Raw genomic sequence first — 24,774 nt, 5'->3', positions numbered from 1 at the left:
CCCCGTCCCGCGGGGCCGGGGACCCCGGCCCGGAACACGGGCGGGAATGCGGTCCCGTGGCCACAGGTTGGCCGAACGTAAGGCCGCACTTTTAACGGGCGTACCCTGGTGTTCGCCGAAGAATCGAAGCTGTAGGGAGCCGGTCGTGTCCGCAGTCGCACCCGACGGACGCAAGATGCTGCGCCTGGAGGTCCGCAACAGCCAGACCCCCATCGAGCGCAAGCCCGAGTGGATCAAGACCCGGGCGAAGATGGGCCCCGAGTACAACCAGCTGCAGAAACTGGTCAAGAGCGAGGGACTGCACACGGTCTGCCAGGAGGCGGGCTGTCCCAACATCTTCGAGTGCTGGGAGGACCGCGAGGCGACCTTCCTCATCGGCGGTGACCAGTGCACCCGACGCTGCGACTTCTGCCAGATCGACACCGGCAAGCCGCAGGCCCTCGACCGTGACGAGCCGCGCCGTGTGGGCGAGTCCGTCGTCACGATGGACCTGAACTACGCCACCATCACCGGCGTCGCCCGCGACGACCTCGAGGACGGCGGCGCCTGGCTGTACGCGGAGACCGTGCGCCAGATCCACGCGCTGACCGCGGAGCGCGAAGGCGGCCACACCAAGGTCGAGCTGCTGATCCCCGACTTCAACGCGGTGCCCGAGCAGCTGGCCGAGGTCTTCTCCTCGCGTCCCGAGGTGCTCGCGCACAACGTCGAGACCGTGCCGCGCATCTTCAAGCGGATCCGCCCGGGCTTCCGCTACGAGCGCTCGCTCGAGGTCATCACGCGTGCCCGTGAAGCGGGCCTGGTGACCAAGTCGAACCTGATCCTCGGCATGGGCGAGACCCGCGAGGAGGTCAGCGAGGCGCTCCAGCACCTGCACGACGCGGGCTGCGAGCTGATCACGATCACCCAGTACCTGCGCCCGTCGGTGCGCCACCACCCCGTGGAGCGCTGGGTGAAGCCGCACGAGTTCGTGGAGCTCAAGGAAGAGGCCGACGAGATCGGCTTCTCCGGTGTGATGTCGGGTCCGCTGGTTCGTTCCTCGTACCGGGCCGGCCGGCTGTTCCAGCAGGCGATGGAGGCCCGTGGCTCCGCTGCCGGCGTCGAGGCCGGCACGGGCGCCCAGGCTGTGTGAATTCAGGCACAAGCACCTACCGGCCGGTAATGGCCGATTGGACGCGGTCCGTACCCTCCCCGCAGGTCGGGGGTGGGTACGGGCCGCGTTCTCGTCCCCGGAACTCCGCGACCCGCGAATCGGCCCTTCATCAGCGTTTGACCGGCCGGTCATGCCCTGGTAACACCAGTCAGTGACGCTCGACTCACGCACAGCTCCCACTCACCGCCGCTCACCCCGAGGGGGAATCGCCACCATGCAGGCCGTGCCGGCACGCCACGTCAGTGCCAACCCGATCCCGTCCGTCACCGGCGCCTTGCGCGCCATGGAGTCCATCATCCTCGGCGCCGGCCAGCGCACGGCCCGCCGCAACGCCTGGACCGCGGTCCTCGAGGACCGCCGCCGCGCCAAGGACCGGGTGGATGCTCAGCACGTACTGGAGGCCGTGGCGACCCGCACGTCATAGGCCACGTAAACTTCCGGTATGGCGAGGAAGGCAAATTCAGACAGCGCTGACGCTGCTGCGAACCCGGGGCGACTGAAGCAGATCGCCCTGACGTACAAGATGACCCGGAAGGCCGACCCGAAGGTCGGTCTTGTCGTCGCGGGTGTGGGAATCGTCACCTTCGGTGTCTTCCTCGGGATCGGCTTCCTGATCGGTCACCCGGTCTATCTGGGGATCCTCGGCTTCGTGCTGGCTTTCCTGGCGATGGCGATCATCTTCGGACGGCGTGCCGAGCGGGCGGCCTTCGGACAGATGGAGGGCCAGCCGGGAGCGGCGGCCGCGGTCCTGCAGAACGTGGGACGCGGCTGGACCACCACCCCGGCCGTGGCGATGAACCGCAACCAGGACGTGGTGCACCGCGCCGTCGGCAAGGCCGGCATCGTGCTGGTGGCCGAGGGCAACCCGAACCGGCTGAAGGCACTGCTCGCGGCCGAGAAGAAGAAGATGAACCGCATCGTCGTGGACGTCCCCGTGCACGACATCCTCGTCGGCAACGGCGAGGGTCAGGTGCCGCTGAAGAAGGTGCGCACCACGATGCTCAAGCTCCCGCGGGTGCTCACCGGCCCGCAGGTGACGGCGGCCAACGACCGGCTGCGGGCGATGGGCGACCTGATGAGCAACATGCCGCTGCCGAAGGGCCCGATGCCCAAGGGCATGCGGATGCCGCGCGGCGGAAAGATGCGCTGACGCGCTGTACAGACGGATGTGAGGCGGGGCCCGGACGATGTCCGGGCCCCGCCTCACATCTGTGCCGGTGTGCGTGCCGTGCCGGCCCTGCCTGTGTCGGGGCGGTGCGGGCGTGTCCGGGCGCGGTGCCGACGGTGTCCGCGGCCGTGCGGGGTGCCGGCGGTTGCCAGGGCTGTGCGGGGTGCCGGTGGCGCCGGTGCCGGTGCCGGCCGTGTCTGCGGCCGGGGCCGGTGCCGGCGAGTGCCAGGGCCGCGGGGTGCCGGGCGAGTGCCAGGGCCGTGCGGGGGTCGGCGGCGCCGGGGCCCCGGGCCTGGGGGGCCCGGCGGTTACCGGCGTCCCCGTGTCCGCGGCGGCTGCGGCGGGTCAGATCCGCACCTGCACCGCGCGGGCGAGCCGGTCGTGCAGGCCACGGCCGTCGCGGTCCCAGACGAGCGCGGGGATCGCGAGACAGAGCAGCACCGTCCGGACGACGGCCCACCCGAAGGCGAGACGTCCGCCGTTCTCCGAGACGACCCGCAGTCCGAGGAAACGCTTACCGGGCGTGAATCCGACGGTGCCCACCGTCAGGATGCCGAGGAGGAGAAGGATGCCGAGGGCCCAGTTCCCGGCCGCCTGCTGGTCACCGCCCGCGAACAGTCCGTATGCGATCAGGAAACACAGTCCCCAGTCGATGAAGAGCGCCCCGAAGCGGCGCCCGAGGGGGGCGACGGAGCCCGGGCCGTGCTCCGGCAGACCCAGCCGCTGACCCCGGTACCCGAAGTCGACACCCATGTCCTCCGCGGCCGCGCGGGGCCCGGAAAGCCACGATCCGATTGCTTGCCTGTTGTCCACCCGTCCACGGTACTGCGCCCCCTTTCACCCTCCTGCGTCCGGGGCCGTTCCCGCACTGTGACCCTCGTCCGGTTAACTTCGTCGAAACAAATGGGTCATGCTGGAGAAATCCCGTCCGCCTACGGTCGAGACCAGCGTGTGCCACCGCACTGGCCGCACGGACGAGCTGCAACCCCGCCCCTCCCGGGTGGGAGTAGGAGGAGTTGGATGTTCCAGAACGCCGATGACGTCAAGAAGTTCATCGCGGACGAGGACGTCAAGTTCATCGATGTCCGGTTCTGCGACCTGCCTGGCGTGATGCAGCACTTCACGATCCCGGCAGCGGCGTTCGACCCGACCGAGGAGCTCGCCTTCGACGGCTCGTCGATCCGCGGCTTCCAGGCGATCCACGAGTCCGACATGGCGCTGCGGGCCGACCTGTCGACCGCCCGTGTCGACCCCTTCCGCCGCGACAAGACGGTCAACATCAACTTCTTCATCCACGACCCGATCACCGGCGAGCAGTACAGCCGTGACCCGCGGAACGTGGCCAAGAAGGCCGAGGCCTACCTCGCCTCCACCGGCATCGCCGACACCGCGTACTTCGGCCCCGAGGCCGAGTTCTACGTGTTCGACAACGTGCGCTTCCAGACCTCGGCGAACGAGTCCTTCTACCACATCGACTCCGAGGCGGGCGCCTGGAACACCGGCGCCATCGAGAACAACCGCGGCTACAAGGTCCGCTACAAGGGCGGCTACTTCCCGGCCCCGCCGGTCGACCATTTCGCCGACCTGCGCGCGGAGATCTCCCTGGAGCTGGACAAGAACGGCCTCCAGGTCGAGCGCCAGCACCACGAGGTCGGCACCGCCGGCCAGGCGGAGATCAACTACAAGTTCAACACGCTGCTCGCCGCGGCCGACGACCTGATGCTCTTCAAGTACATCGTGAAGAACGTCGCCTGGCGCAACGGCAAGACCGCGACCTTCATGCCCAAGCCGATCTTCGGTGACAACGGCTCCGGCATGCACGTCCACCAGTCGCTGTGGCAGGGCGGCTCCCCGCTCTTCTACGACGAGCAGGGCTACGCGGGCCTCTCGGACACCGCCCGGTACTACATCGGCGGCATCCTCAAGCACGCGCCGTCGCTGCTGGCCTTCACCAACCCGACGGTGAACTCCTACCACCGCCTGGTCCCCGGCTTCGAGGCCCCGGTCAACCTGGTCTACTCGCAGCGCAACCGCTCCGCCGCGATGCGTATCCCGATCACGGGCTCGAACCCGAAGGCCAAGCGCGTCGAGTTCCGCGCCCCGGACCCGTCGTCCAACCCGTACCTGGCCTTCTCCGCGCTGCTGCTCGCGGGCCTCGACGGCGTCAAGAACAAGATCGAGCCGGCCGAGCCGATCGACAAGGACCTGTACGAGCTGGCCCCCGAGGAGCACGCGGGCGTCCCGCAGGTCCCGACCTCCCTCCCGGCGGTGCTGGACGCGCTCGAGGCGGACAACGAGTACCTGCTCGCCGGCGGTGTCTTCACGTCCGACCTGATCGAGACGTGGATCGACTACAAGCGCACGAACGAGATCGCGCCGATCCAGCTGCGTCCGCACCCGCACGAGTTCGAGCTCTACTTCGACCTCTAAAGATCCGCTCCACCGGTCGCACCGGTGGGACAGGTCCCGGATTTCAGGGGCCGCCGGCCGCGCTCTTCCCACAGGGGAAGGCGCGGCCGGCGGTCGTTCACGGCCCGGTGCCCGGTCCGGTACGTGTGGCAGGGTCGCGGCATGCCTTTCGATCACAACGACCACTACCACCGCCTGCGCCGCGCTGCGGGACGCGCTCGCACCCGGGGGCGTGCTTGTGGTCCTCGGCTGTTACGCGGAGAGGACACCCGCCGACCGGGCGTGGAGTCTGGCGGCCGTGCCCGTCAACGCCGTCGCCCGGCTCGCCGTGGGCGTGGCGGACAGGTGCCGTGCGGGGAAGCGTGGGCGGCGCGTGACGCGGCCTCCGGTGCGGCAGCCGGACATGGCGCTGGCCGACGTCAGGCGTGAGGCGGCGGTGCTGCTGCCCGGGGCGGGCTTACGGCGGCTGCTGTTCTGGCGGCATCTGCTCGTCTTCCGCGAACAGCCACTGACGACCGACCCCTCGGAGGTTTTGCACTAGTACATAGACTGGTTGCATCTAGTGCAGTATCGGTCTAGGTTCTGGGCATGACCGCCGAGGCTCCCTCCCCCGTCACGCTCACCGGCCGCCACGTGCGCCTCGAACCGCTCACGGAGGGCCATCTCTCCGATCTCTTCGCCGCGGGCGGGATGGACGAGGAGGTCTGGCGCTGGCAGGGCGGGCCGGCCCCGCAGAGCGAGGCGGAGCTCGGTGACACACTCCGCGAGCTGCTGACCGCGGCGGAGCAGGGCAGGTACGTACCGTTCGCGGTCATCCACCTCGGTTCCGGACGGGCCGTCGGCTGGACCACGTTCTCGGACGTCGACGTGCGGGACGAGCGCCTGGAGATCGGGTGGACCTGGTACGGGCGGGCATACTGGCGGACCGCCGTGAACACCGAGACGAAGCTGCTGCTGCTGGGCCATGCCTTCGAGGAACTCGGCATGGGCCGCGTCCAGTTGAAGACCGACCACATGAACCGGCGCTCGCAGGACGCCATCGCGCGCCTCGGGGCGCGGCGGGAGGGTGTACTGCGGCGGCATCGGCGGCGGCCGGACGGGACGTGGCGCGACAGCGTGTACTTCTCCCTGCTGGCCGACGAGTGGCCGGCCGCTAAGGAGCGGCTGGAGGTCCGGCTGTGACCGGCGGGCCACCGGGGCGCACGCGGCTACGATCGGGTGGCATGGGGATCACTGTGCAGTCGCTGACCTACTACCCGGTCAAGGGCTGTGCCGGCACGGCCGTGGAGTCGGCCCGGCTCGGCGCCACGGGGCTGGAGCACGACCGGACGTTCATGGTCGTCGACGCCGTCGACGGGACCTTCCGGAGTCAGCGCAGGACGCCGGCCATGGCCGCGGTCCGGCCGGTGCTCCTCGACGGCGGACGGACGTTGCGGCTGAGCGCGCACGGGATCGGGAGCGTGGTCGTGGCGGTCGACCCCGAGGGGGAGCCGCGGCCGGTGAGCCTGTTCGACCAGCCGGTCGGGCACTGCCCGGACCAGGGCGAGGACGCCGCCGAGTGGTTCTCCGAGGTGCTCGGCGCCAAATCGCGGCTGGTGCGGGTGCCCAGCGGGTTCGACCGGGACGGATGGGGCGAGACGCCCGGGAAGGTCGCCTTCGCGGACGCCCACGCCGTGCTCGTCGTGTCGCAGGCGTCGCTGGACGGGCTGAACGCGCGGATCGGGGCCGCCGGCGGGGACCCGGTGCCGATGGACCGCTTCCGCGCCAACATCGTGCTGGACGGGTGCGCGGAGCCCCACGACGAGGACGTCATGCGGCGCCTGGAGGCAGGCGGCGTCCAACTCGCCCACTCCGTAAGGGCGATGCGCTGCTCCGTACCGCTGGTGGACCAGCGCACGGGACTGCGGGCCGGCCCCGAACCGGTGCGCACGCTCTCCACGTACCGACGGGAGCCCGCCTACGACAACAAGGTGAGCTTCGGCGCGAAGGCGGCTGTGGTGCGCGAGGGCACGCTGGCGGTCGGGGACCCGGTGCGGGTGGAACGGTACGGGAACGGGGCGCCGGATCCCCGGCGCCCCGCCTCCTCGTGAGCCGGCCGGCTCAGCGCCCGTAGCGGATCAGGGCCCTGACCATCCGGCATGTCGTGTCGGACGGGACGTGGACGCCGATGCGCTCCGCCGTCGACCGGATCCGCCGGTTGTCGGCGGTCGCCGGGTGGTAGACACCGGAGTCGAGAAGTGCGATCGCGAGGCGCATGGCCTTCAGCCGGCGGTTGTGGGACACGTACCACTCGCGCGGCTGTCCGGCCGGGAGCGGCTTCTTGCTGGGCGGGGTCAGGGGCTTCGTCGTGAGTGTGGCTACGGCCATCGGCAACCTCCTGGCGCGGTGGCGGGACCATCCCGAACTACTGTTCATTCTACCGGTGGGCACTGACAATTTCCCCTGGCCAGACGGCATTTGAGGGGCTCAGGAGCGGTACCGTGGAGCCCATGGAGATCTGGATCAACCCCGCCTGTTCCAAGTGCCGCAGCGCCGTGGATCTGCTCGACGCGGAGGGCGCCGAGTACACCGTGCGCCGTTACCTCGAGGACGTGCCGACCGAGGACGAGATCCGCGCCGTCCTCGAGCGTCTGGGTCTGGAGCCCTGGGACATCACGCGTACGGGCGAGGCCGTCGCCAAAGAGCTGGGCATCGCCGTCTGGCCTCGGGACGCCTCCTCCCGCGACCGCTGGGTCGCGGTGCTCTCGGAGCACCCGAAGCTCATCCAGCGCCCGATCATCACGGCGGACGACGGGTCCGCGGTGGTGGGACGCTCCGAGGAAGCGGTGCGGGACGCGCTGGGGCGCGGCTGAGCGGCGCGGCGCGACCGAGGGGAGGGCGCGGCTGCGCACCCGGGACTGCCCGTACGGGAGATGCGCGCCGTGCTGGACGCGGCAGGCGCGTGAGGTTGGGGTGCCGCACCGGGGGTGGGCCGAACTGCCGCTGCCTTAAGGAAAGTTAAGGAAGAGCCGGGCGGGACCGGTGAGCAGCCCCCCGCGGCTCCTCGTACGTAAGGGCACAAGGAACCATCCGGCCGCCCCGCGGCCGGGGACAGGAGCCCTTACGTGTCACGCAAGAAGACCCTCAGCGGCAAGAAGAAGCTCGCCCTCCTCGTCGGCGCGGCGGCCATGGCCGGCGGGACCGCGATTGTCATGACCGGGACAAGCCAAGCGTCCGTGGCCTGCGACGGGCTCGCCCAGGCGGTCCGCAACAACGAGAACTTCATCGCAGGTCAACAGGCGAATCCCGACGCCCAGTCCGAGGCACGGATCGCCAACCGCGAGGCGGTGATCGCGCAGATCAGGGTCCAGCAGGAGGCCGCCGGCTGCGACGCCGGAGAGGGCGGCGGCCAGGCGGCGGCTCCCCCGGCCGAACAACCGCCGGCCGAGGCACCGCCCACAGAAGAGGGCGCGGGCGAGGACCAAGGCGCGGGCGAGGGCCAGGACGCCGGTCAGGACCAGGGCGCCGGTCAGGGTGACCAGGCGGGCGAGGAGGCCGGCGGCGCCGTGGGCGAGGTCGTCTGTGCCGGCTCCACCGTTACGCTCTCCGGCGAGGGCGGCGCGCCCGCCGCCTCCAGCAGCGAGTTCCCCGTCGGGACGCAGCTGAAGGTGACCAACCTGGACAACGACAAGTCCACGACCGTCGAGGTCACTTCCGTCTCCGGCAGCTGCGCGCTGCTGAACAACGCGGCCTTCGAGCAGGTGCGCGAGGCGGGCAAGTTCCTCATCCGCAACGCGCGCATCGAGCGCGTCGGCTGACCCGTACCGGTCGCGCCGGATCCGAGGACGTACGCCGTAGCGGCTCCCCCTTCCACTGTCCCAGGGGGAGCCGTGGCCGCCGGGCCGCACACCCGGCGGCGCCACGGCCCCGTCCCCACCACGCGGCCGTAGCGCCGCCGTAGCCGCAGGCCCCGGTAACGCCCCCGCCGGCCCTGCGGCTGCGGCCTTCCCGTCTCCTACGGCGCCGTGCCGGCCAGCAGTTCCTCCGCCTCCGCGAGGATCTCCGTGAGCCGCACGCCGAAGTGGATGTCGCAGTCGTGCGCCTGCCCGGTCCGCGCGGACCCGAGCAGCGCGTCGACCGCCCTGCGGAACGAGTCGACCGGATCGCCCCAGCCCTCGGGAAGCTCCGCCCTGCCCCGCTCGCCCAGCAGGACGAGGCTCGTGCCGGCCGCCTTGCCCGGCGCGCTCAGGCCGAGGGTCACCGTGCTGGAGGCCCCGGAGGCGTGCCGCAGCACCAGGTGGACGGTGTCGGCCGGGCCACGGGCCCCCGACAGCGTTGTCACATCGCCGAGCACGGGGATCAGCGCCGAGAGGGCGTGCGGGCCGACGTCCCACAGGCCGCCCTTCTCACGCCGCCAGGGCGAGGCCGCGAACGGGCTGTCGGAGCCGTCCGAGTACAGCGAACCGAGCCACTGGGCGTGCGCCGTGAACCACCCGTCCGCGGCGGCCTGTTCTGCCACCCAGGGCGCCGTGTCGGCGGCGAAGCGCAGCGTGCAGAAGACCACGGACGCCACCCCCGCGTCCTGCGCGGCACGGGCGGCCGCGTGCGCCGCGGCCACGTTGGTCGCGACCGGCTTGTCCAGCAGCAGGTGGCGGCCCGCCGCGGCCGCCCTGGCGGCGAGCGGCGCCTGGACGTCCGGCGGCACGGCGAACGCGACGGCGTCGCTGACCGCGAGCAGGGCCTCGATGCCCTGGTCGCCGGTGAACGCCGCCGTGCCGTGGGCATCGGCCAGCGCCGCGGCCGCCTCCGGCCGCCTCCCCCACACGCCGCTGAACACGACATCCGGATGCCCGGCCAGCGCCGGTGCCTGCGTCATCCCCGCCCACGGCCCGGCACCGAGGAGGCCGATACGCATCGGCTGTGTCTGCTTCGTCATGCGCACCAGTGTGCACGGTCACAGAGCCGCCGGTCCGCCCGGTCCGGCGTGCGCGCACCCGTGGACACCCCTGTATACGACGGCCGCCGCCGGCCCGTTCCCGGCGGCCGGACGTCCTTCCCGCCCCTCCCGGCCCGGTTCGCGACGGCCGGGACGATCACCGACCGGCGGGGATGTGTCGCGTGTCTCAGAACCTTCCCGGAAACGTTGCCCACGACGTCCCCGGCGACATCTCCCGTGACGCGTCCAGAAAACGCCCCCAGCATGATGAAAGCGGCTCCGACCAGTGACAACGCGTCCGGCCGTGCCCGTCCACGGCCCCGGTCCGGGACGCCGCAGACATTGCTCCGGCCACGGCGGGAGGCGCTCCTCCCCGGCCGGTCCCGGCCGTCCGGCCCGCTGCGTAACGTGGGGTTCACAAACGGGCAACGGCCGGGAAATCGCGCATTGCCAAGCTGCGCGGCATACCGCTGCACCCGCAAAGGATGAGGCCCCGTGACCTTCAAGGCTGAGTACATCTGGATCGACGGCACCGAGCCGACCGCCAAGCTTCGCTCGAAGACGAAGATCCTCAACGATGGCGCTGAGCTGCCCGTCTGGGGCTTCGACGGGTCCAGCACCAACCAGGCCAAGGGCCACGCCTCCGACCGCGTGCTCAAGCCGGTCTTCACCTGCCCGGACCCGATCCGCGGCGGCGACGACGTCCTGGTGCTGTGCGAGGTCCTCAACACGGACATGACCCCGCACGAGTCCAACACCCGCGCCGCGCTCGCCGAGGTCTACGAGCGGTTCGCCGCTCAGGAGCCGATCTTCGGCATCGAGCAGGAGTACACCTTCTTCGACGGTGAGCGTCCCCTCGGCTTCCCGGCCGGCGGATTCCCTGCCCCGCAGGGCGGCTACTACTGCGGTGTCGGCGCCGACGAGATCTTCGGCCGTGACGTCGTCGAGGCGCACCTCGAGAACTGCCTCAAGGCGGGTCTCGGCATCTCCGGCATCAACGCCGAGGTCATGCCCGGCCAGTGGGAGTTCCAGGTCGGCCCGCTCGCCCCGCTCGAGGTCGCCGACCAGCTGTGGGTGGCCCGTTGGCTGCTCTACCGCACCGCCGAGGACTTCAAGGTCTCCGCGACGCTGGACCCCAAGCCGGTGAAGGGCGACTGGAACGGCGCGGGCGCGCACACCAACTTCTCGACCAAGGCGATGCGGGAGGGCTACGAGGCCATCATCACCGCGTGCGAGTCGCTCGGTGAGGGCTCCAAGCCCCTCGACCACGTCAAGAACTACGGCGCCGGCATCGACGACCGTCTCACCGGTCTGCACGAGACCGCCCCGTGGAACGAGTACAGCTACGGCGTCTCCGACCGTGGCGCCTCCGTCCGTATCCCGTGGCAGGTCGAGCAGGACGGCAAGGGCTACATCGAGGACCGCCGCCCGAACGCCAACGTCGACCCGTACGTGGTGACCCGCCTCCTGGTGGACACCTGCTGCGCGGCGCTGGAGAAGGCCGGCCAGGTCTGAGCGCAGAGAGCTCCCTGAAAGGGGCCCCGCCGATTCCGGCGGGGCCCCTTTCCGTGTGCCTGAGCGGCCGAGGACAGCGGGCAGCACGGGCACCAGGGGTCAACACCCGCACGGGGAAGGCGTACCAAGGCGTGAGAGGGGCCTGCTGCGCGCGCCTCGCGTCTGCTTGAATGGGGTCATGGCCAGCATCCACCGGAGCATCGCGACAGGTCGCACCGACCTCGAGCCGTTCTGGCCCTCCCGGCAGCATCACGACTTCGACCGGGTGTGTTGCCGCGCGTGAGCGCGCAGGCCTTCTGAAACCGTCATCCCGGTTCTCGGCCGGCGCGCACGACGTACGTACGTCCGTCTTCCTCCGCGCGAAAGAGCTGACCTCCCCATGGCGAACACCCGTTCCTTCTCCGCCGTCGCCCGGCCCGCCCAGCGTCCCTCCGACCGGCAGCGACTGCGTGCCGTCGACCGCGACGAAGTGGTCGACGTCGCCGACTTCCTTCCGCCGGGCGCCACTTGGCTGCCCGCACCGCCGCACACCCTGCCCGAACTGCCGGGGCGGCCCCGATGGTCGGCTACCTGGTGCTCGTACCGGCCGACGGGCAGCCGCGTCCCGCCGCCCGCAGCACGGGACGGACGGCGGGCCGGTGCTGATCGACCCGGTCCGGCGCACGGCCCATGTGGACGGGCGGGCACTGGACCTGACCTACCTCGAGTTCGAGCTGCTGGCGCATCTGGTGGCGCATCCGCAGCGGGTGCACACCCGTGACCAGCTCGTCACCACGGTGTGGGGCTACGGGCACGTGGGCGACGGCCGCACCGTCGACGTCCATGTGGCGCGGCTGCGGCGCAAGCTGGGCGCCGAACACCGCCGCACGATCCAGACCGTGCGGCGGGTCGGCTACAAGTACGCGCCCTAGTCGCCGGTGCGCGCCCGGTTCCGCGCGGCGGCGCCCAGCGCGATGTCGACGGCCAGGAACACCAGCAGGCTGATGCCGAGCATCGGCACGAACCAGCCGGCCACGGCCGTCGCCGCTGCGAGCGGCAGCAGCACGGTGACCGGCAGCTTCCGCCACGCGCCGCGCGGTGCCGGCCGCCCCGCGCTCAGCGCGCGTTCCTTCGTGGGCCGGCGCAGCCACCACATGCGGTAGCCCAACACGATGAGCATGATCAGGGCGCCCATCAGGGCGGCCAGCACGAGCTGGTTGGCCAGGCCGAAGAGCACGCCCATGTGGCCGTCGATGCCGAAGCGGGTCAGTTTGGCGAGCAACGGGTAGTCGTCGAAGCGGAGTTCGTCGATGACACGCCCGTCGGCCGGGTCGATCGCCACCGAGTCGAGATGGACCGGGTACTGGGTGTCGGTCTCCTTGACGACATAGCCGGTGCCGTCGGCCGGCAGCGTCACGGCGACCTTGCCGTCGACGCCGGCCTCGCGGGCGGCGGCCACGGCGTCGTCGATGCCGACGTCCGCGCCCTGGTGCTCTGCTCCGTGTCCGCCGGCGCCGTGGCCCTCGTGGTCGCCCCCGCCGGCCGCCCCGCCCTCGCCGATCACGGCCGAGACGGTGGGTGTGGCGCCGCCCAGCCGGTCCTGCAGTGCGCCGATGTTCTCGCCCGCGTAACGGGACCACGTGAGGCCGGTGGCCGACAGCAGGACCAGTCCGATCACGGCCCACAGTCCGACGGAGCCGTGCCAGGACAGTGTCCTGCGGCGGCCCTTCGCGCCCCGCTCGGGCAGGATCAGGGCCCGCTTCGTACGGCGCCGGCGACCCAGCCAGAGCAGCAGCCCGCCGAGGGCGACGACCCAGAGCCAGCTCGCGGCGAGCTCGCTGTAGTAGCGGCCGAGGTCACCGAGATGCAGGTCCCGGTGGAGTTCGTCGAGCCACGTCCGCAGCGGGAGCGCGCCGGAGCTGCCGTACGAGGGGAGCTCGCCCCGTATGTCGGCGGTGTACGGGTCGACGAAGACAGCGAGGGATCTGCCCTCCGCGACACCGGGAGCGTCCATCAGGACCCGGGTGGTCGCCCCCTCCTCGTGCGAGGGCCACACGGCGGTGACGGTGGCGTCGGGACGGGCCTCGCGGGCCGCGTCGAGCTGGGCGCCGAGCGGCAGGTACGGGCCCGTCACGGGAGCGGTGAGCTCGTCGCGGTAGACGAACTTCTCCGCCTGGAAGGACAGGGAGTACAGCAGGCCGCTGACAGCGGCGACGAGAAGCAGCGGGGCGATCAGCAACCCCGCGTAGAAGTGGAGCCGGAGCACGAGCGGTCGCAGCGCGCCCCAGGTGGAGGTGGATTCGGCCCGGCCGGTGCCGGCCTGCGGTGCTGCGCCCTGGTCGGGAGCGTCAACAGACATGGCGGTCCTAAGGATTCGGTGTCGACATGGGGAACCGGCCCCCAGGTCGGACAGCGGCTCAGGGGGCCGTGGCGCGAGGTACGGCAGGCGTCGGCGGGCCGCGGCGGACGACCGTGTGCGCCAGGACGACACCGTGGTGACGGGCGGGGACAGCCGGGCGGACCACCGGACGCGGTGGTTCCGGAAGCCGTACGACGCCGAGGAGCAGTCGCAGCGGGGTGAAGGCGAACGCGAGCGCGGTGCCCGCGAGCCGGAAGAACGCGGCCTCGCCGTGGGCGAGCCAGAGCGCAGAGCCCACGGCCGCGACCAGGTGCACGGCGAGCATGCCCGCCCCGTCGGCGAGGCCCATGGCCGTCTCCACCTGGGGCCCGTGGTGGTGCTCGGCAGGCCGGCCGGCGTCCGAGAAGATCAGGTGCAGAGCCCCCTGCACGGCGAGCAGACCGGCGCCGATGGCGCGGGACCCGCGGCGGCGTCCGGCCGCGCACCATCCCGCGGTGGCGGTCACACCCAGTGCGACCAGCAGCGCGGACGGCGGAATGTCGTGCGCAGACAGGGACGAATGCCCCATGGCGGCCAGAATGACGGCCACCGCCGCGAAGAGCGCGGCCCGCAGGGCGCGCATCGGCGACCGGGTGTCCGTCATCGTCCGACATGGTGCCACCACGGCGGCGGGTCCGGGAGAGTGACCGTGGGTACGAACAAGTTCTTCCCGCAGCAGAACCACTGTCCCCTGCGGGCTCCCCCGAGGCACAGTCGTGATCATGAGGCTTTTGATTCTGGGCGGTACGGAGTTCGCGGGGCGTGCGGTCACCGAGGCGGCGCTGGCCCGCGGATGGGACGTCACCGTCTTCCACCGCGGCAGGCATCCGGCGCCGAAGGGCGCGGCCGTGCTCCTCGGCGACCGGCTCGACAACCTCGACGCGCTCGCCGACGGCGCATGGGACGCCGTCGTCGACACCTGGTCGGGCGCGCCGTCGGCGATCCGCCGCACGGCCCGGCTGCTCGCGGGACGTGTGGGGCGCTACGTCTACATCTCCAGCTGCTCGGTGTACGTCTGGCCCCAGCCGGCCGGGTACGACGAGACGGCGCCGCTGGTGGACAGCTCCGCCGACGCCGTCGACGTGCCGTACGCCGAGGCCAAGCGGGGCGGCGAACTGGCGGTCCTCGACGCCTTCGGCGACGAACGCTCGCTGCTGGTGCGCTCCGGGCTGATCCTCGGGCCGTGGGAGAACATCGGCCGGCTCCCCTGGTGGCTCGGCCGCATCGCACGCGGCGGCGACGTGCTCGCGCCGGGGCCGCGGGAGACCCCGCTGCAGTACATCGACGTCCGCGACCTCGCCGAATGGACCCTCGACACGGCGGCCGCCGGACGCTCTGGTCCGTACAACCTGGCGAGCGAACCCGGCCACACGACGATGGGCGAACTCCTCGACGCCTGCGTCACGGTGACGGGTTCGACGGCACGGCTGCGGTGGACCGACGCGGAGACGATCCTCGCGGCGGGCATCGAACCGTGGACGGACCTGCCGGTCTGGATCCCGCCTTCGCAGGAGGCGTACGGGGCGCTGCACGGCGTGGGCGTGGGCCGCGCGACGGCGGCGGGCCTGCGGTGCCGGCCGGTCGCGGACACGGTCCGCGACACGTGGACGTGGCTCACGTCCCTGGGCGGCACGGCGCCGCACCGTGCGGACCGTCCGCGGGTGGGGCTGGCGCCGGAGGTCGAGCAACGCCTGCTCGCGGACCGACCGTAAGTCCTGGGGCTTTGCGCGGCCGCCGCGTCCGTGCCGCTGCGCGGGGCCCTTCCCCACCCCGCCCCTTCCCGAACCGGGGCAAGCCCCGGACCCCCGGGGGCCGACACTCCGGCTCCGGGGAGGGGGAAGGCTGGCGGGGCTGACGCTCCCACACCCCCGAACAAGCCGTGCATGGGCAGGTCCTCGCCCGGCCCGTGCCGCTGCGCTGGGCCCTTCCCCACCCCGCCCCTTCCCACTGCATCGATGTGCGGCTCCGCCGCGTGGGGCAGGCCCCGGACCCCAAGGGGCTGACGCCCCCTTTCCCCTCCTCAGAGGGACGATTCGGTGGGTGCTGACGCCCCCACACCCCCAAGGCCGGTAGCTTCGCGCCGCGAACACCCTCGGGCTCACGCCCAGAGGCCGGACCGTCGCCCCGCATGCAAACGGCCACCGGCCCGAGTTGGCCCCACCGGCGTGAGGGGGCGGGGTCGTAGGAGGGGGTGTCCGGAAGTAAAGCGTCGCAACTCGCGCGCAGCGCGGTGAGGACAGCCATTCCGGACACCCCCTCCGGAGGCCCCGACACCCGCACCCACCACCCGCGCAGCCACACCCCGCCAGGGGCGCCACGACGGACCTGGCCTGGCCCGGGGCACAACGCCCCCAAGCCAGGACCCGCCCCGCCAGTGGCCACACGCACCGGGCCGGGCCACGCCCCGGACGGGCGCAAGTGCAGCCCCGCCCCGCCAGGGGCGCACGCGCCAGGACCGGCCCGGCCCGCAGGGGCGCACACACCGGACCGGGCGCCGCCCCCGCAGGGGCGCCGGACAACGGGACCGGGCCACGCCCCGCGCCGGCGCACCACCCAAGTGCAGCCCCGCCCCGCCGGGGCGGGTCGCGCCCCAGAGGCGTCGAGACCCCATGGTGTCGTCAGGTACACCCCCCACCCGGTGCCCTCCACCCGTGCGGACGCACATTCGTGGCCGCCACACTGGTGATCGACAGGGACCGACGGACGAACACACGCCCAAGCAGGGGGATTCATGGCGATCAAGAAGGCTCGCGGCGCGCTCACCGCCGGTGGGCAAGGGCTGGTGCTCGCGCTGGCGGCGTGGGTCGGTTCCGTCGCTCTCTTCTCTCTCACGACGGTGTCGATCGCGTTGATCCCCGTCGGAGTGGGCGTGTTCACCACGCCCCTGGCGCTGACTCTCCTGCGGGCCCACGTGAACCGCCGTCGGCTGCTGGCCGCGCAGTGGTCCCAGGTCCGTATCCCGGCCCGTTACCGACCCTTTCCCAAGGACGTGCGGAAGGGCGTCACCGGGCAGGTCGAGCGGTGCTCGCTGATGCTGAAGGACCCGGCGACCTGGCGGGACATCCGGTGGCTGCTCGCCGACATGACGGGCGGCGGCGCCGTCGCGGTCCTGGCGCCGGCGCTGATCCTGGAGGGCGTGTTCGGTCTCCTGCTCGCGGCGGGGCTTTGGAAGCCGATCGTGGAGGCCAGTGGCACGTACTGGTACACGTTCCTGCCGGTCGACAGCGGTGACACGGCCAGGCAGGCGGCGCTGCTCGGCCTTGTGTGGATGATCGTGGCGCTGCACGTCAACCCCCGTCTCGTGAGGGCGCACTTCAGGCTTGCGGGGGCCGTACTGACGCCCGGCCGTGAGGAGCTGGAGCAGCGCATCGACCGGCTGACCGAGACCCGTCACGACGCGCTCGACACGTCGGCGGCGGAGCTGCGCCGTATCGAGCGCGACCTGCACGACGGGGCGCAGGCGCGGCTGGTCGCGATGGGGATGAACCTCGGCACGATCGAGGCCCTGATCGAGAAGGACCCGGCGCAGGCGAAGGAACTGATCTCCAAGGCGCGGGAGTCGTCGGCGGAGGCGTTGACCGAGCTGCGCGACCTTGTGCGCGGCATCCATCCGCCGGTGCTGGCCGAACGGGGGCTGGGGGACGGCGTCAGGGCTCTGGCGCTGCGGCTGCCGGTGCCGACGGAGGTGGAGGTGGAGCTGCCGGGCCGTCCGGACGCGGCCGTCGAGTCCGCGGCGTACTTCGCGGTGAGCGAGGCCCTCACCAACGCGGTCAAGCATGCGGGGGCGGACCGCGTCTGGGTGGACATCACGTACTCCGACGGGGCGTTGCGGATCTCGGTGACGGACAACGGCAAGGGTGGCGCGGTGGTCGGGGCGGGCTCGGGTCTGAGCGGTGTCGAACGGCGGCTGGGTACATTCGACGGAGTCCTGGCCGTCAGCAGCCCCGCGGGCGGTCCCACCATGGTCACCATGGAGATCCCTTGCGCGTTGTTCTAGCGGAAGACCTGTTCCTGCTGCGGGACGGTCTGGTCCGGATGCTCGAGGCGTTCGGCTTCGAGATCCTGGCCGCGGTGGAGACGGGTCCCGAGCTCTCCGAGGCTCTGGCGGAGTTGGAGCCGGACGTCGCGGTCGTCGACGTCCGGCTCCCGCCGTCGCACACGGACGAGGGGCTCCAGTGCGCGCTGGCGGCGCGGCGGGCGAGGCCGGGACTGCCGGTGCTGGTGCTCTCTCAGCACGTCGAGCAGTTGTATGCGCGTGAGTTGCTGGCCGACGGCAACGGCGGGGTGGGGTACCTGCTGAAGGACCGGGTCTTCGACGCGGAGCAGTTCGTCGACGCGGTGCGCCGGGTGGCGGCGGGCGGTACGGCGATGGACCCGCAGGTCATCTCGCAGTTGTTGTCGCGGCGTTCGCAGGACAGGCCCATGGAGAGTCTGACGCCACGTGAGCGGGAGGTCATGGAGCTGGTCGCGCAGGGCCGCTCGAACGCGGCGATCGCGTCGCAACTGGTGGTGACCGAACGGGCGGTGGCCAAGCACACGTCGAACATCTTCGCCAAGCTGGGGCTGCCGGTGTCGGACGACGACAACCGCCGGGTCCTGGCGGTGCTGGCGTATCTGGATCACGGGCGTACGACCGGAAGTTGAGAAGTGGGCCCGCCCGGAGAAGCAGGGCGGCAGTGCCCCTTTTCGGCTACGTCCAAACGATTTGGCGGTGGAGGCTTCTACGATTTCCCCACAGGACTGAACACCCTGTCGGTGGTCTGCGTATGGAACGACGCTACTTCCCTCCCCCGGGATTGGAGTTCCATGGGACGCACATCGAGAAAACGCTCAACGCTGGCAAACCGGGCGATCGCCGCCACGGCTGCCCTCATTCTGGGTGGGGGCGGGCTCGTCGCGGCCAATTTCTACGCTTCCGCCCACGAGGGCTGGGGCGATGACCGGACCGGGCCCAGAACGCAGAGCGCCGGACAGGCGGTCTCCACGATCGACTGTCCGGAGGTCGTGAATTCCATCGAGCAGGTCCCCGACGACCAGCGGTTCGCGGTCGACCGGGAACTCGCCACGCTGGACACCCAGATCACCAACTACTACCAGCGGTTCGCCGACAACAAGGAGCGCGTCCAGAGCGACCGCACCTTCGCGCAGAACGAGATTCTGACGCCGCTGAAGAACGAGCGGTTGGTGATCATCCAGCGCATCGTCGCCCTGATCGACCGCTCTGCCGAACGCCCCCAGGGCCTGGAGTCGACCGCTCCGTGCACCCTCCGCGGCGACGACAACGACGGCGGTGACCAGAACGACGGACAGAACGACGGTCAGGACGGGCAGGACGGCCAGAACGACGGCCAGGACGGCGACGGCGGCCAGGACCAGAACCAGGACGGTGGCCAGGACGGCGGCGGCCAGGACAACGGTGACGGCGACAACAACGACGGCAACAACGGGGACAACGGCGGGAACGACGGCAACAACAACGGCGGCCAGGCCGGCAACGGCCCGGAAGAGGGCGACTTCGTCGACATCCAGTCCGTCGAGCCGAACGTCCAGGAGCCTCAGAAGCGCCGCGGTGCCTCCCGAGGCACTTTCACCACCGACTGCGGCGTGAACGAGAACGGGAAGTTCAATTCCGACAATGTGATCGCCGCCCCTGGTGTCAGCAACGGCGCGCACCACATGCACGACTATGTGGGCAACCAGGCCAATGACGCTTTCGCCAGCGACGACGATTTCGCGAACGGAGACACCACCTGCAACAACCAGGGCGACAAGTCGACCTACTACTGGCCTGTGCTGCGCCTGCAGAACGGCCAGAACGAGTTCGACGCCGGCGAGGACGGCGGCGGCAACGACCAGAACGTCGGTGAGATCCAGACACCGTCGGAGGTCACACTGACGTTCGAGGGCAATCCGCGGAGCAAGGTCACCGCGATGCCGAAATTCCTCCGGATCATCACCGGTGACGCCAAGTCCTTGACCAACGGCGACGCGAATGCCAACGCCTCCTGGAGCTGCACCGGCTTCGAGGACCGCCAGCTGAAGGACAAGTACCCGATCTGCCCCGAGGGCAGCCAGGTGGTGCGCAGCTTCAAGTTCCAGAGCTGCTGGGACGGTCAGAACACCGACAGCGCGAACCACCGCACCCATGTGGCCTTCGCCGACGAGGACGGCAGTTGCCAGGACGGTTTCCAGCCGATCCCGCAACTGGTGCAGCGGATCGTCTACGACGTGCCGCCGCCGGTCTTCGACGGCGACAACGCGTCGGTCTTCGCGGTGGACTCGTTCCCCGAGCAGCTGCACAAGCCGATCACCGACCACGGTGACTTCATCAACGTCTTCGACGAGGACCTGATGGACGAGATGGTGGACTGCATCAACGACGGACGTCGCTGTCAGTGACCCACCGGGTACGGCGGAGGGCCGGTGACCCACCGGTACCCCAAGGGCCGGGCCGGTCCGGGAGATTCCCGGACCGGCCCGGCCTCCTTCCGTCTGCGGACGGCCCGGCACGGCCTGTCCCGGGCCGGTCCGGGCAACGACGCCCGGACCGGCCCGCTCCGACAGGCCGGCCGGTCAGCTCCCCTGGTGCCCTTGGTGCCCCTCCCCGGCACTTCCGCCCTTCTCCCCGCTCTCCGCGCCGCCGTCGTGACCCTCGTGGCCGTCGTGGCCGTCGTGGTCATCGACGCCGCCGCTGTCCCCACCGCCGTCGCCGCTGTCGCCGCCTTCGCCGCCGTGGCCCGAGCCGTGCTGCGCGCCGGTCTCGACGGTGCCGCCGAGCCGGTCCCGCAGGGCCGCCACGACCTTCTCGTCACCGACCGCGACCCACTTGCGCCCGACCAGATAGGTACCGCCGTAGTCGTTGGCCTCGTTGATCCACTCACGCTGGCCGCGGTCGGTGGCGAAGGTCGCGAGGATGTACTTGCCGTCGGCCGTCGTGCAGTTGGCCTGGCGCAATTCCTCCGCGTCCGTCTGGATGTTCGGTTCGCATTCGGCCTGGCGTGCGAGGTCCTCCAGGCTGCCGGTCGCCGTCTTCGGCGCCTTCGCGCCCTTGTCGGGTCCGACACGCCCGTCGTCGTCATCGCCGGAACCGCAGGCCGCCGCCAGGGCCAGGACGACAACTGCCAGTCCTGTCCGGGCCGCCCGCCGTGTGCTGGTGCTCGTACTCGTCCGCATCCGGCCATGGTGCCTTCCCGCCCCCTCTTCGCGCGGCAGAACCGCAGGTAACCTGCGCTCCGCACGCACCTGTTGTCGCGTCAGCAACACGGAGGAGCGCTGATGAACGAGCTGTCGAGACGTTCGCTACTGGGCACTGCCGGAGCTGTGGGAGCCGGCGCGGTGCTCGCCGCGCACACTCCTGCGGCCACCGCCCTGCCCCGTCCCGCCTCCGCGCCCGCGGCACCCGGCGCGGGCGCCGGGGACGCTTTCCGTACCGGTCCGGCCGTCGCCGCGCTGCACCGCCTGCTGCCCGACCACGCCGACCAGTTGCGTTTGACGGCGCTGACCGGCCCCGAGCGCTTCCGGATCACCGGCTCGACCGGCCGCATCGAGGTCGCCGGTACCGGTCCGGCGGTCCTGCTGACCGGGGTGCACTGGTATCTCAAGTACGTCTGCCGCGCGCACATCTCGTGGTCCGGGTCCCAGCTCGACCTGCCCCGCCGGCTGCCCGCGGTCCGTCGTCCGCTCGAGCGCAGGGCCACCGTCCGCCACCGGTTCGCGTACAACGACACGCACGACGGCTACACCGCCCCCTACGCCGACTGGCCGCGCTGGGAGCGGCTGATCGACGTCCTGGCCCTGCACGGCTGCAACGAGGTCCTGGTGACGCCGGGGCAGGAGGCCGTCTACCACCGGCTGCTGAGGGACTTCGGCTACTCGGACGAGGAGGCCAGGACCTGGCTGCCGGCGCCCTCGCACCAGCCGTGGTGGCTGCTCCAGAACATGAGCGAGTACGGCGGCCCGATGTCGCCGGCCCTCATCGAGCGCCGGACCGAGTTGGGCCGGCGGATCGCCGACCGGCTGCGGGAGCTGGGAATGCATCCTGTGATGCCGGGCTACTTCGGCACCGTGCCCGACGACTTCCCGGGCCACAACCCCGGCAGCGACGCGCGTGTGATCCCGCAGGGCACCTGGGGCGGCGGGATGCGCCGGCCCGACTGGCTGGACCCGCGGACGAAGGCGTTCTCCGACGTCGCCGCGGCCTTCTACCGGCACCAGGGCGAACTGTTCGGCGACGTGTCGCACTTCAAGATGGACCTGCTGCACGAGGGCGGCACCGCGGGCGACGTGCCGGTCCCGGACGCCGCACGCGCGGTGGAGGCGTCCCTTCAAACGGCCCGGCCCGGTGCCATCTGGGTGATCCTCGGCTGGCAGTCCAACCCGCGCCCGGTGCTGCTCGACTCGATCGACACCTCCCGCGTCCTCATCGTCGACGGCCTCTCCGATCTGGACACGGTCACCGACCGGGAGGCCGACTGGGGCGGGGCACCGTACGCCTTCGGCACGATCCCGAACTTCGGCGGCCGTACGACGATCGGCGCGAACACCGACCGGTGGACGGAGAAGTTCACGGTCTGGCGCGACAAGCCGGGCAGTGCGCTGGTGGGCACCGCGTACATGCCGGAGGCGGCGGAGCGGGACCCGGCGGCGCTGGAACTCTTCAGCGAACTGGCCTGGCGCGAGGAGAAGATCGACCGGGACGCGTGGTTCGCCGAGTACGCGCAGATCCGGTACGGCGGCATCGACCGGTCGGCGCAGGAGGCGTTCGCCGCGCTGGCCGCGACGGCGTACAAGCTGACGAGCACGGACGGCCGGCCGTACGACTCGCTGTTCTCACGCCGGCCGTCGCTGACGACGGCGATCGGCACCGCGTTCGACCCGGCGGGCTTCGACCGGGCGTTCGCCGCGCTGCTCGCCGTACGGCCGCCGCTGCGCGGCTCGGACGCGTACCGCCACGACCTGACCGACGTGGCCCGCCAGGCGCTGGCCAACCGTTCCCGCACGCTCCAGCCGGCGTTGCGGGCCGCGCACCGGAACAAGGACGTGGCCGCCTTCCGTGCCGTGTCGGCCCTGTGGCTGAAGGTGATGCGGCTCAGCGACACGATGGCCGGCTGCCACCGCCAGTTCCTGCTCGGGCCGTGGCTGGAGGACGCGAAGCGGCTGGCGACCAGCCCGGAGGAGGCGGTGCAGCTGGAGCGCACCGCGCGCACCCTGGTCACCACCTGGGCGGACCGTCCGACCGCGAACAGCCTCAGCAACTACGCCAACCGGGACTGGCAGGGGCTGATGGCCGACGTCCATGTGCCGCAGTGGGAGGCGTTCCTGACGGAGCAGGCCGACGCGATGGCCGCGGGCAGGGCGCCGAAGTCCTTCGACTGGTATCCCCAGGAGGAGGCGTGGACCCTGGAACGCCGCACATATCCGGTGCGGCCGACCGGGGACGCGTACAGCACGGCCCTTCGCGTGTTCGACACCTTGGCCCGCGCGCCCTACCAGGGCGCCGTGACGGTGGACGTGGAGCCGCCGGCGTTCACCCCGGGCAGCTCGGGCACCGTCACGGCGGTCTTCCGCAACATGAACGGGCTCAGAGGCACGGGCAGGATCGACTTCGCGCTCGCCGGGCTCGACGCCGCGCCCGAGGGCCCGAGCGCCCTGGAGGGCGTCCCGGCCGGGGGCAGCGGCGAGGTCTCCTGGCGGGTCACGGCGCCCGCTGATCCGCTGACGGAGCCGCTGAGGCCCATGCCGTACGAACTCACGACGCAGTACGGGCCGCTCGACGAGGACCGGGTCACCACCACCCAGCCGGGCAGCGTGTACATCGCCGCGCCGCTGGACCCCGCATGGCGCACGTTCACCTCCAACGGCGCCGTCTTCGGCCAGCTCGGCGACCGGTTCGCGATCGACGGGGCCGGCAACGACCTGTGGCGCGGCACCACCCAGTTCGGCACCGCCTACCTGCCCGGGGCGTTCACCGAGGGCGCGAGCATCGTGCTGCGGGTGGACGCGCAGGACAACACCGGCACGTGGGCACGAGCCGGGATCATGGTCCGCAACTCGCTGGCGACCCCCGGGGACGCGGGCTTCCTGAACCTGGCGGTGACACCGGGGCAGGGCGTCGCGCTGTCGTACGACTCGAACGGCGACGGCACGATCGACAACTACGGCCGGATCACCGGGGTCAGGGCGCCGGTGCTGCTGCGGCTCACGAAGAACGCCGGGACGTCGTTCACCGGCGCGTGCTCCACCGACGGCGGCACCACCTGGCGCGCGGTCGCCACCGTGTCGGTGCCGGGCACGGCGGCGACGCAGGACGCCGGGTTCTTCATGAGCGCCACGAACGGCGGGAGCGGTGCGCGCGGGACGGTGCGGTTCAGCGGCTGGTCCTTGACGGGCGGCGGTGTCGCGACCGGCGGCTGACGTCCGGTGGGCCTACATTCCGCATCATGAACGCGATCCCCTCCACCACCGTCGCGAACCTCCGCGATCTGGGCGGCACGCCTCTGCCCGGCGGCCGGTCGGTGCGCAGCGGTCTGCTGTTCCGTTCCGGGCACCTGGACCGGATGGACGCCGCGTCCGACCCGGCCGTCGCCGCCCTCGGCATCCGTACCGTCGTCGACTTCCGCACCCGGGCGGAGCGTGAGGCACGGCCCGACCGGCTCCCGGAAGGCGGGCGGCTGCTGCTCGCCGACGTCCTGGCCGATCAGGTCGCCGCCGGCCGGATGCCGGCGGCGGCCAGGCTGCGGCGGCTGCTCACCGATCCGGCCGTCGCCGAGCGGGAACTCGGCGGCGGCCGGGGCCGGGAGATGTTCGGTGACATCTACCGCGGGTTCGTGACGACCGACTCGGCACGTTCGTCGTACCGGGCGTTCCTGAACGAGGTCGCGGAACCCGACGCCTGCCCGTTGCTGTTCCACTGCACGGCCGGCAAGGACCGCACGGGCTGGGCGGCGACGATCGTGCTCACGCTGCTCGGGGCGACGCCGGAGACGGTGGAGGCCGAGTACATGTCCGTCAACATGGCGGTGCGTGCGGCGTTCGCCCCGCTCGTCGAGGGATACACCCTCCAGGGCGGGCAGCCGGAGACGGCGCTGTCCATCATCGGCGTCGTCCCCGACTACCTGGCGGCGGCCCTGGACGAGGTCGACGCGCGCTACGGCTCCATGGAGAAGTACGTGCGGGAGGGGCTCGGCGTCACGCAGGCCGCGCTGGACCGCATCCGCGGGCGCCTGGTCGTCCCGGCCTGA

The 24,774-nt window shown here is 71.6% G+C and carries 22 protein-coding genes and 1 pseudogene; 17 read left to right on the top strand and 6 right to left on the bottom strand.

Annotation, left to right across the window (positions count from 1 at the left end; all coding sequences use genetic code 11):
- The first annotated feature begins 145 nt into the window (after window positions 1-145).
- The 3 genes from lipA to GLX30_RS25495 all read left to right on the top strand — a co-directional run bounded on the left by lipA (window position 146) and on the right by GLX30_RS25495 (window position 2,300).
- The gene (gene lipA / locus GLX30_RS25505; protein WP_159692713.1) at window positions 146-1,129 is read left to right on the top strand and encodes a lipoyl synthase; all 984 of its coding nucleotides are present in this window, start codon (window positions 146-148) and stop codon (window positions 1,127-1,129) included.
- Window positions 1,130-1,364: 235 nt separating this feature from the next.
- On the top strand, window positions 1,365-1,574 hold the full coding sequence (locus tag GLX30_RS25500) for a hypothetical protein (RefSeq protein ID WP_159692711.1): 210 nt from the start codon (window positions 1,365-1,367) through the stop codon (window positions 1,572-1,574).
- Between the two features lie 18 nt (window positions 1,575-1,592).
- Entirely contained in the window at window positions 1,593-2,300 is a 708-nt protein-coding gene (locus GLX30_RS25495; protein ID WP_159692709.1) for a DUF4191 domain-containing protein, read from the top strand.
- A 363-nt stretch (window positions 2,301-2,663) separates the two neighbouring features.
- Here the strand turns inward: GLX30_RS25495 and GLX30_RS25490 are convergent, their stop codons facing one another.
- Entirely contained in the window at window positions 2,664-3,131 is a 468-nt protein-coding gene (locus GLX30_RS25490; RefSeq protein WP_159692707.1) for an RDD family protein, read from the bottom strand.
- Between the two features lie 207 nt (window positions 3,132-3,338).
- Here GLX30_RS25490 and glnA point away from each other — a divergent pair, with 207 nt between their 5' ends.
- The 4 genes from glnA to GLX30_RS25470 all read left to right on the top strand — a co-directional run bounded on the left by glnA (window position 3,339) and on the right by GLX30_RS25470 (window position 6,817).
- Window positions 3,339-4,748 (top strand): type I glutamate--ammonia ligase, encoded by a 1,410-nt coding sequence (gene glnA / locus GLX30_RS25485; protein WP_159692705.1) that lies wholly within the window; start codon window positions 3,339-3,341, stop codon window positions 4,746-4,748.
- 277 nt (window positions 4,749-5,025) lie between these two features.
- On the top strand, window positions 5,026-5,268 hold the full coding sequence (locus tag GLX30_RS25480; protein WP_208545484.1) for a hypothetical protein: 243 nt from the start codon (window positions 5,026-5,028) through the stop codon (window positions 5,266-5,268).
- A 47-nt stretch (window positions 5,269-5,315) separates the two neighbouring features.
- Entirely contained in the window at window positions 5,316-5,909 is a 594-nt protein-coding gene (locus tag GLX30_RS25475; protein WP_159692703.1) for a GNAT family protein, read from the top strand.
- Between the two features lie 41 nt (window positions 5,910-5,950).
- Window positions 5,951-6,817, top strand: coding sequence for an MOSC N-terminal beta barrel domain-containing protein (locus tag GLX30_RS25470; RefSeq protein ID WP_159692701.1), 867 nt, complete (start codon window positions 5,951-5,953; stop codon window positions 6,815-6,817).
- A 10-nt stretch (window positions 6,818-6,827) separates the two neighbouring features.
- Here GLX30_RS25470 and GLX30_RS25465 read toward each other — a convergent pair whose 3' ends face one another.
- Window positions 6,828-7,094, bottom strand: a complete 267-nt coding sequence (locus GLX30_RS25465) for a hypothetical protein (RefSeq protein ID WP_159692699.1) — start codon at window positions 7,092-7,094, stop codon at window positions 6,828-6,830.
- A gap of 122 nt (window positions 7,095-7,216) precedes the next feature.
- Between GLX30_RS25465 and GLX30_RS25460 the strand changes: the two genes are divergently transcribed.
- Both GLX30_RS25460 and GLX30_RS25455 read left to right on the top strand, forming a co-directional pair.
- On the top strand, window positions 7,217-7,579 hold the full coding sequence (locus tag GLX30_RS25460; protein WP_159692697.1) for an arsenate reductase family protein: 363 nt from the start codon (window positions 7,217-7,219) through the stop codon (window positions 7,577-7,579).
- Between the two features lie 252 nt (window positions 7,580-7,831).
- Window positions 7,832-8,524 (top strand): hypothetical protein, encoded by a 693-nt coding sequence (locus GLX30_RS25455; RefSeq protein ID WP_159692695.1) that lies wholly within the window; start codon window positions 7,832-7,834, stop codon window positions 8,522-8,524.
- 197 nt (window positions 8,525-8,721) lie between these two features.
- Here GLX30_RS25455 and GLX30_RS25450 read toward each other — a convergent pair whose 3' ends face one another.
- Window positions 8,722-9,642, bottom strand: coding sequence for a Gfo/Idh/MocA family oxidoreductase (locus tag GLX30_RS25450; protein ID WP_244258283.1), 921 nt, complete (start codon window positions 9,640-9,642; stop codon window positions 8,722-8,724).
- Window positions 9,643-10,137: 495 nt separating this feature from the next.
- Here GLX30_RS25450 and glnII point away from each other — a divergent pair, with 495 nt between their 5' ends.
- Both glnII and GLX30_RS25440 read left to right on the top strand, forming a co-directional pair.
- Window positions 10,138-11,157, top strand: a complete 1,020-nt coding sequence (gene glnII / locus GLX30_RS25445) for a glutamine synthetase (RefSeq protein WP_159692693.1) — start codon at window positions 10,138-10,140, stop codon at window positions 11,155-11,157.
- A gap of 379 nt (window positions 11,158-11,536) precedes the next feature.
- Window positions 11,537-12,068: pseudogene (locus GLX30_RS25440) on the top strand (winged helix-turn-helix domain-containing protein).
- On the opposite strand, the gene GLX30_RS25435 reads toward GLX30_RS25440, so the two are convergent.
- Together GLX30_RS25435 and GLX30_RS25430 are read right to left on the bottom strand one after the other, a co-directional pair.
- A complete protein-coding gene (locus GLX30_RS25435; protein ID WP_159692691.1) occupies window positions 12,065-13,495 on the bottom strand; it encodes a PepSY domain-containing protein in 1,431 nt (476 codons plus the stop codon). The pseudogene GLX30_RS25440 and the gene GLX30_RS25435 sit on opposite strands and share 4 nt — an antisense overlap.
- Window positions 13,496-13,553: 58 nt before the next feature.
- The gene (locus GLX30_RS25430; protein ID WP_159692689.1) at window positions 13,554-14,138 is read right to left on the bottom strand and encodes a hypothetical protein; all 585 of its coding nucleotides are present in this window, start codon (window positions 14,136-14,138) and stop codon (window positions 13,554-13,556) included.
- 118 nt (window positions 14,139-14,256) lie between these two features.
- Here GLX30_RS25430 and GLX30_RS25425 point away from each other — a divergent pair, with 118 nt between their 5' ends.
- From GLX30_RS25425 to GLX30_RS25410, 4 genes are all read left to right on the top strand, one after another.
- Entirely contained in the window at window positions 14,257-15,246 is a 990-nt protein-coding gene (locus GLX30_RS25425) for an NAD-dependent epimerase/dehydratase family protein (protein WP_159692687.1), read from the top strand.
- A gap of 1,019 nt (window positions 15,247-16,265) precedes the next feature.
- A complete protein-coding gene (locus GLX30_RS25420; RefSeq protein ID WP_159692685.1) occupies window positions 16,266-17,531 on the top strand; it encodes a histidine kinase in 1,266 nt (421 codons plus the stop codon).
- Window positions 17,516-18,178, top strand: coding sequence for a response regulator transcription factor (locus GLX30_RS25415; RefSeq protein WP_159692683.1), 663 nt, complete (start codon window positions 17,516-17,518; stop codon window positions 18,176-18,178). The genes GLX30_RS25420 and GLX30_RS25415 overlap by 16 nt, the downstream gene beginning before the upstream one ends.
- Before the next feature lie 162 nt (window positions 18,179-18,340).
- Window positions 18,341-19,933: a DUF1996 domain-containing protein gene (locus tag GLX30_RS25410; RefSeq protein WP_159692681.1), complete on the top strand. Its 1,593-nt coding sequence runs from the start codon at window positions 18,341-18,343 to the stop codon at window positions 19,931-19,933.
- Window positions 19,934-20,107: 174 nt separating this feature from the next.
- On the opposite strand, the gene GLX30_RS25405 is transcribed toward GLX30_RS25410, so the two are convergent.
- Window positions 20,108-20,707, bottom strand: a complete 600-nt coding sequence (locus tag GLX30_RS25405) for a hypothetical protein (RefSeq protein WP_159692679.1) — start codon at window positions 20,705-20,707, stop codon at window positions 20,108-20,110.
- A 102-nt stretch (window positions 20,708-20,809) separates the two neighbouring features.
- Here GLX30_RS25405 and GLX30_RS25400 point away from each other — a divergent pair, with 102 nt between their 5' ends.
- Entirely contained in the window at window positions 20,810-23,947 is a 3,138-nt protein-coding gene (locus tag GLX30_RS25400; RefSeq protein WP_159692677.1) for an alpha-N-acetylglucosaminidase, read from the top strand.
- A gap of 26 nt (window positions 23,948-23,973) precedes the next feature.
- Window positions 23,974-24,774, top strand: a complete 801-nt coding sequence (locus GLX30_RS25395; protein WP_159692675.1) for a tyrosine-protein phosphatase — start codon at window positions 23,974-23,976, stop codon at window positions 24,772-24,774.

The organism is Streptomyces sp. Tu 2975, assembly GCF_009832925.1.
Classification (GTDB): domain Bacteria; phylum Actinomycetota; class Actinomycetes; order Streptomycetales; family Streptomycetaceae; genus Streptomyces.
This window is presented reverse-complemented; position numbering and strand designations above follow the sequence as displayed.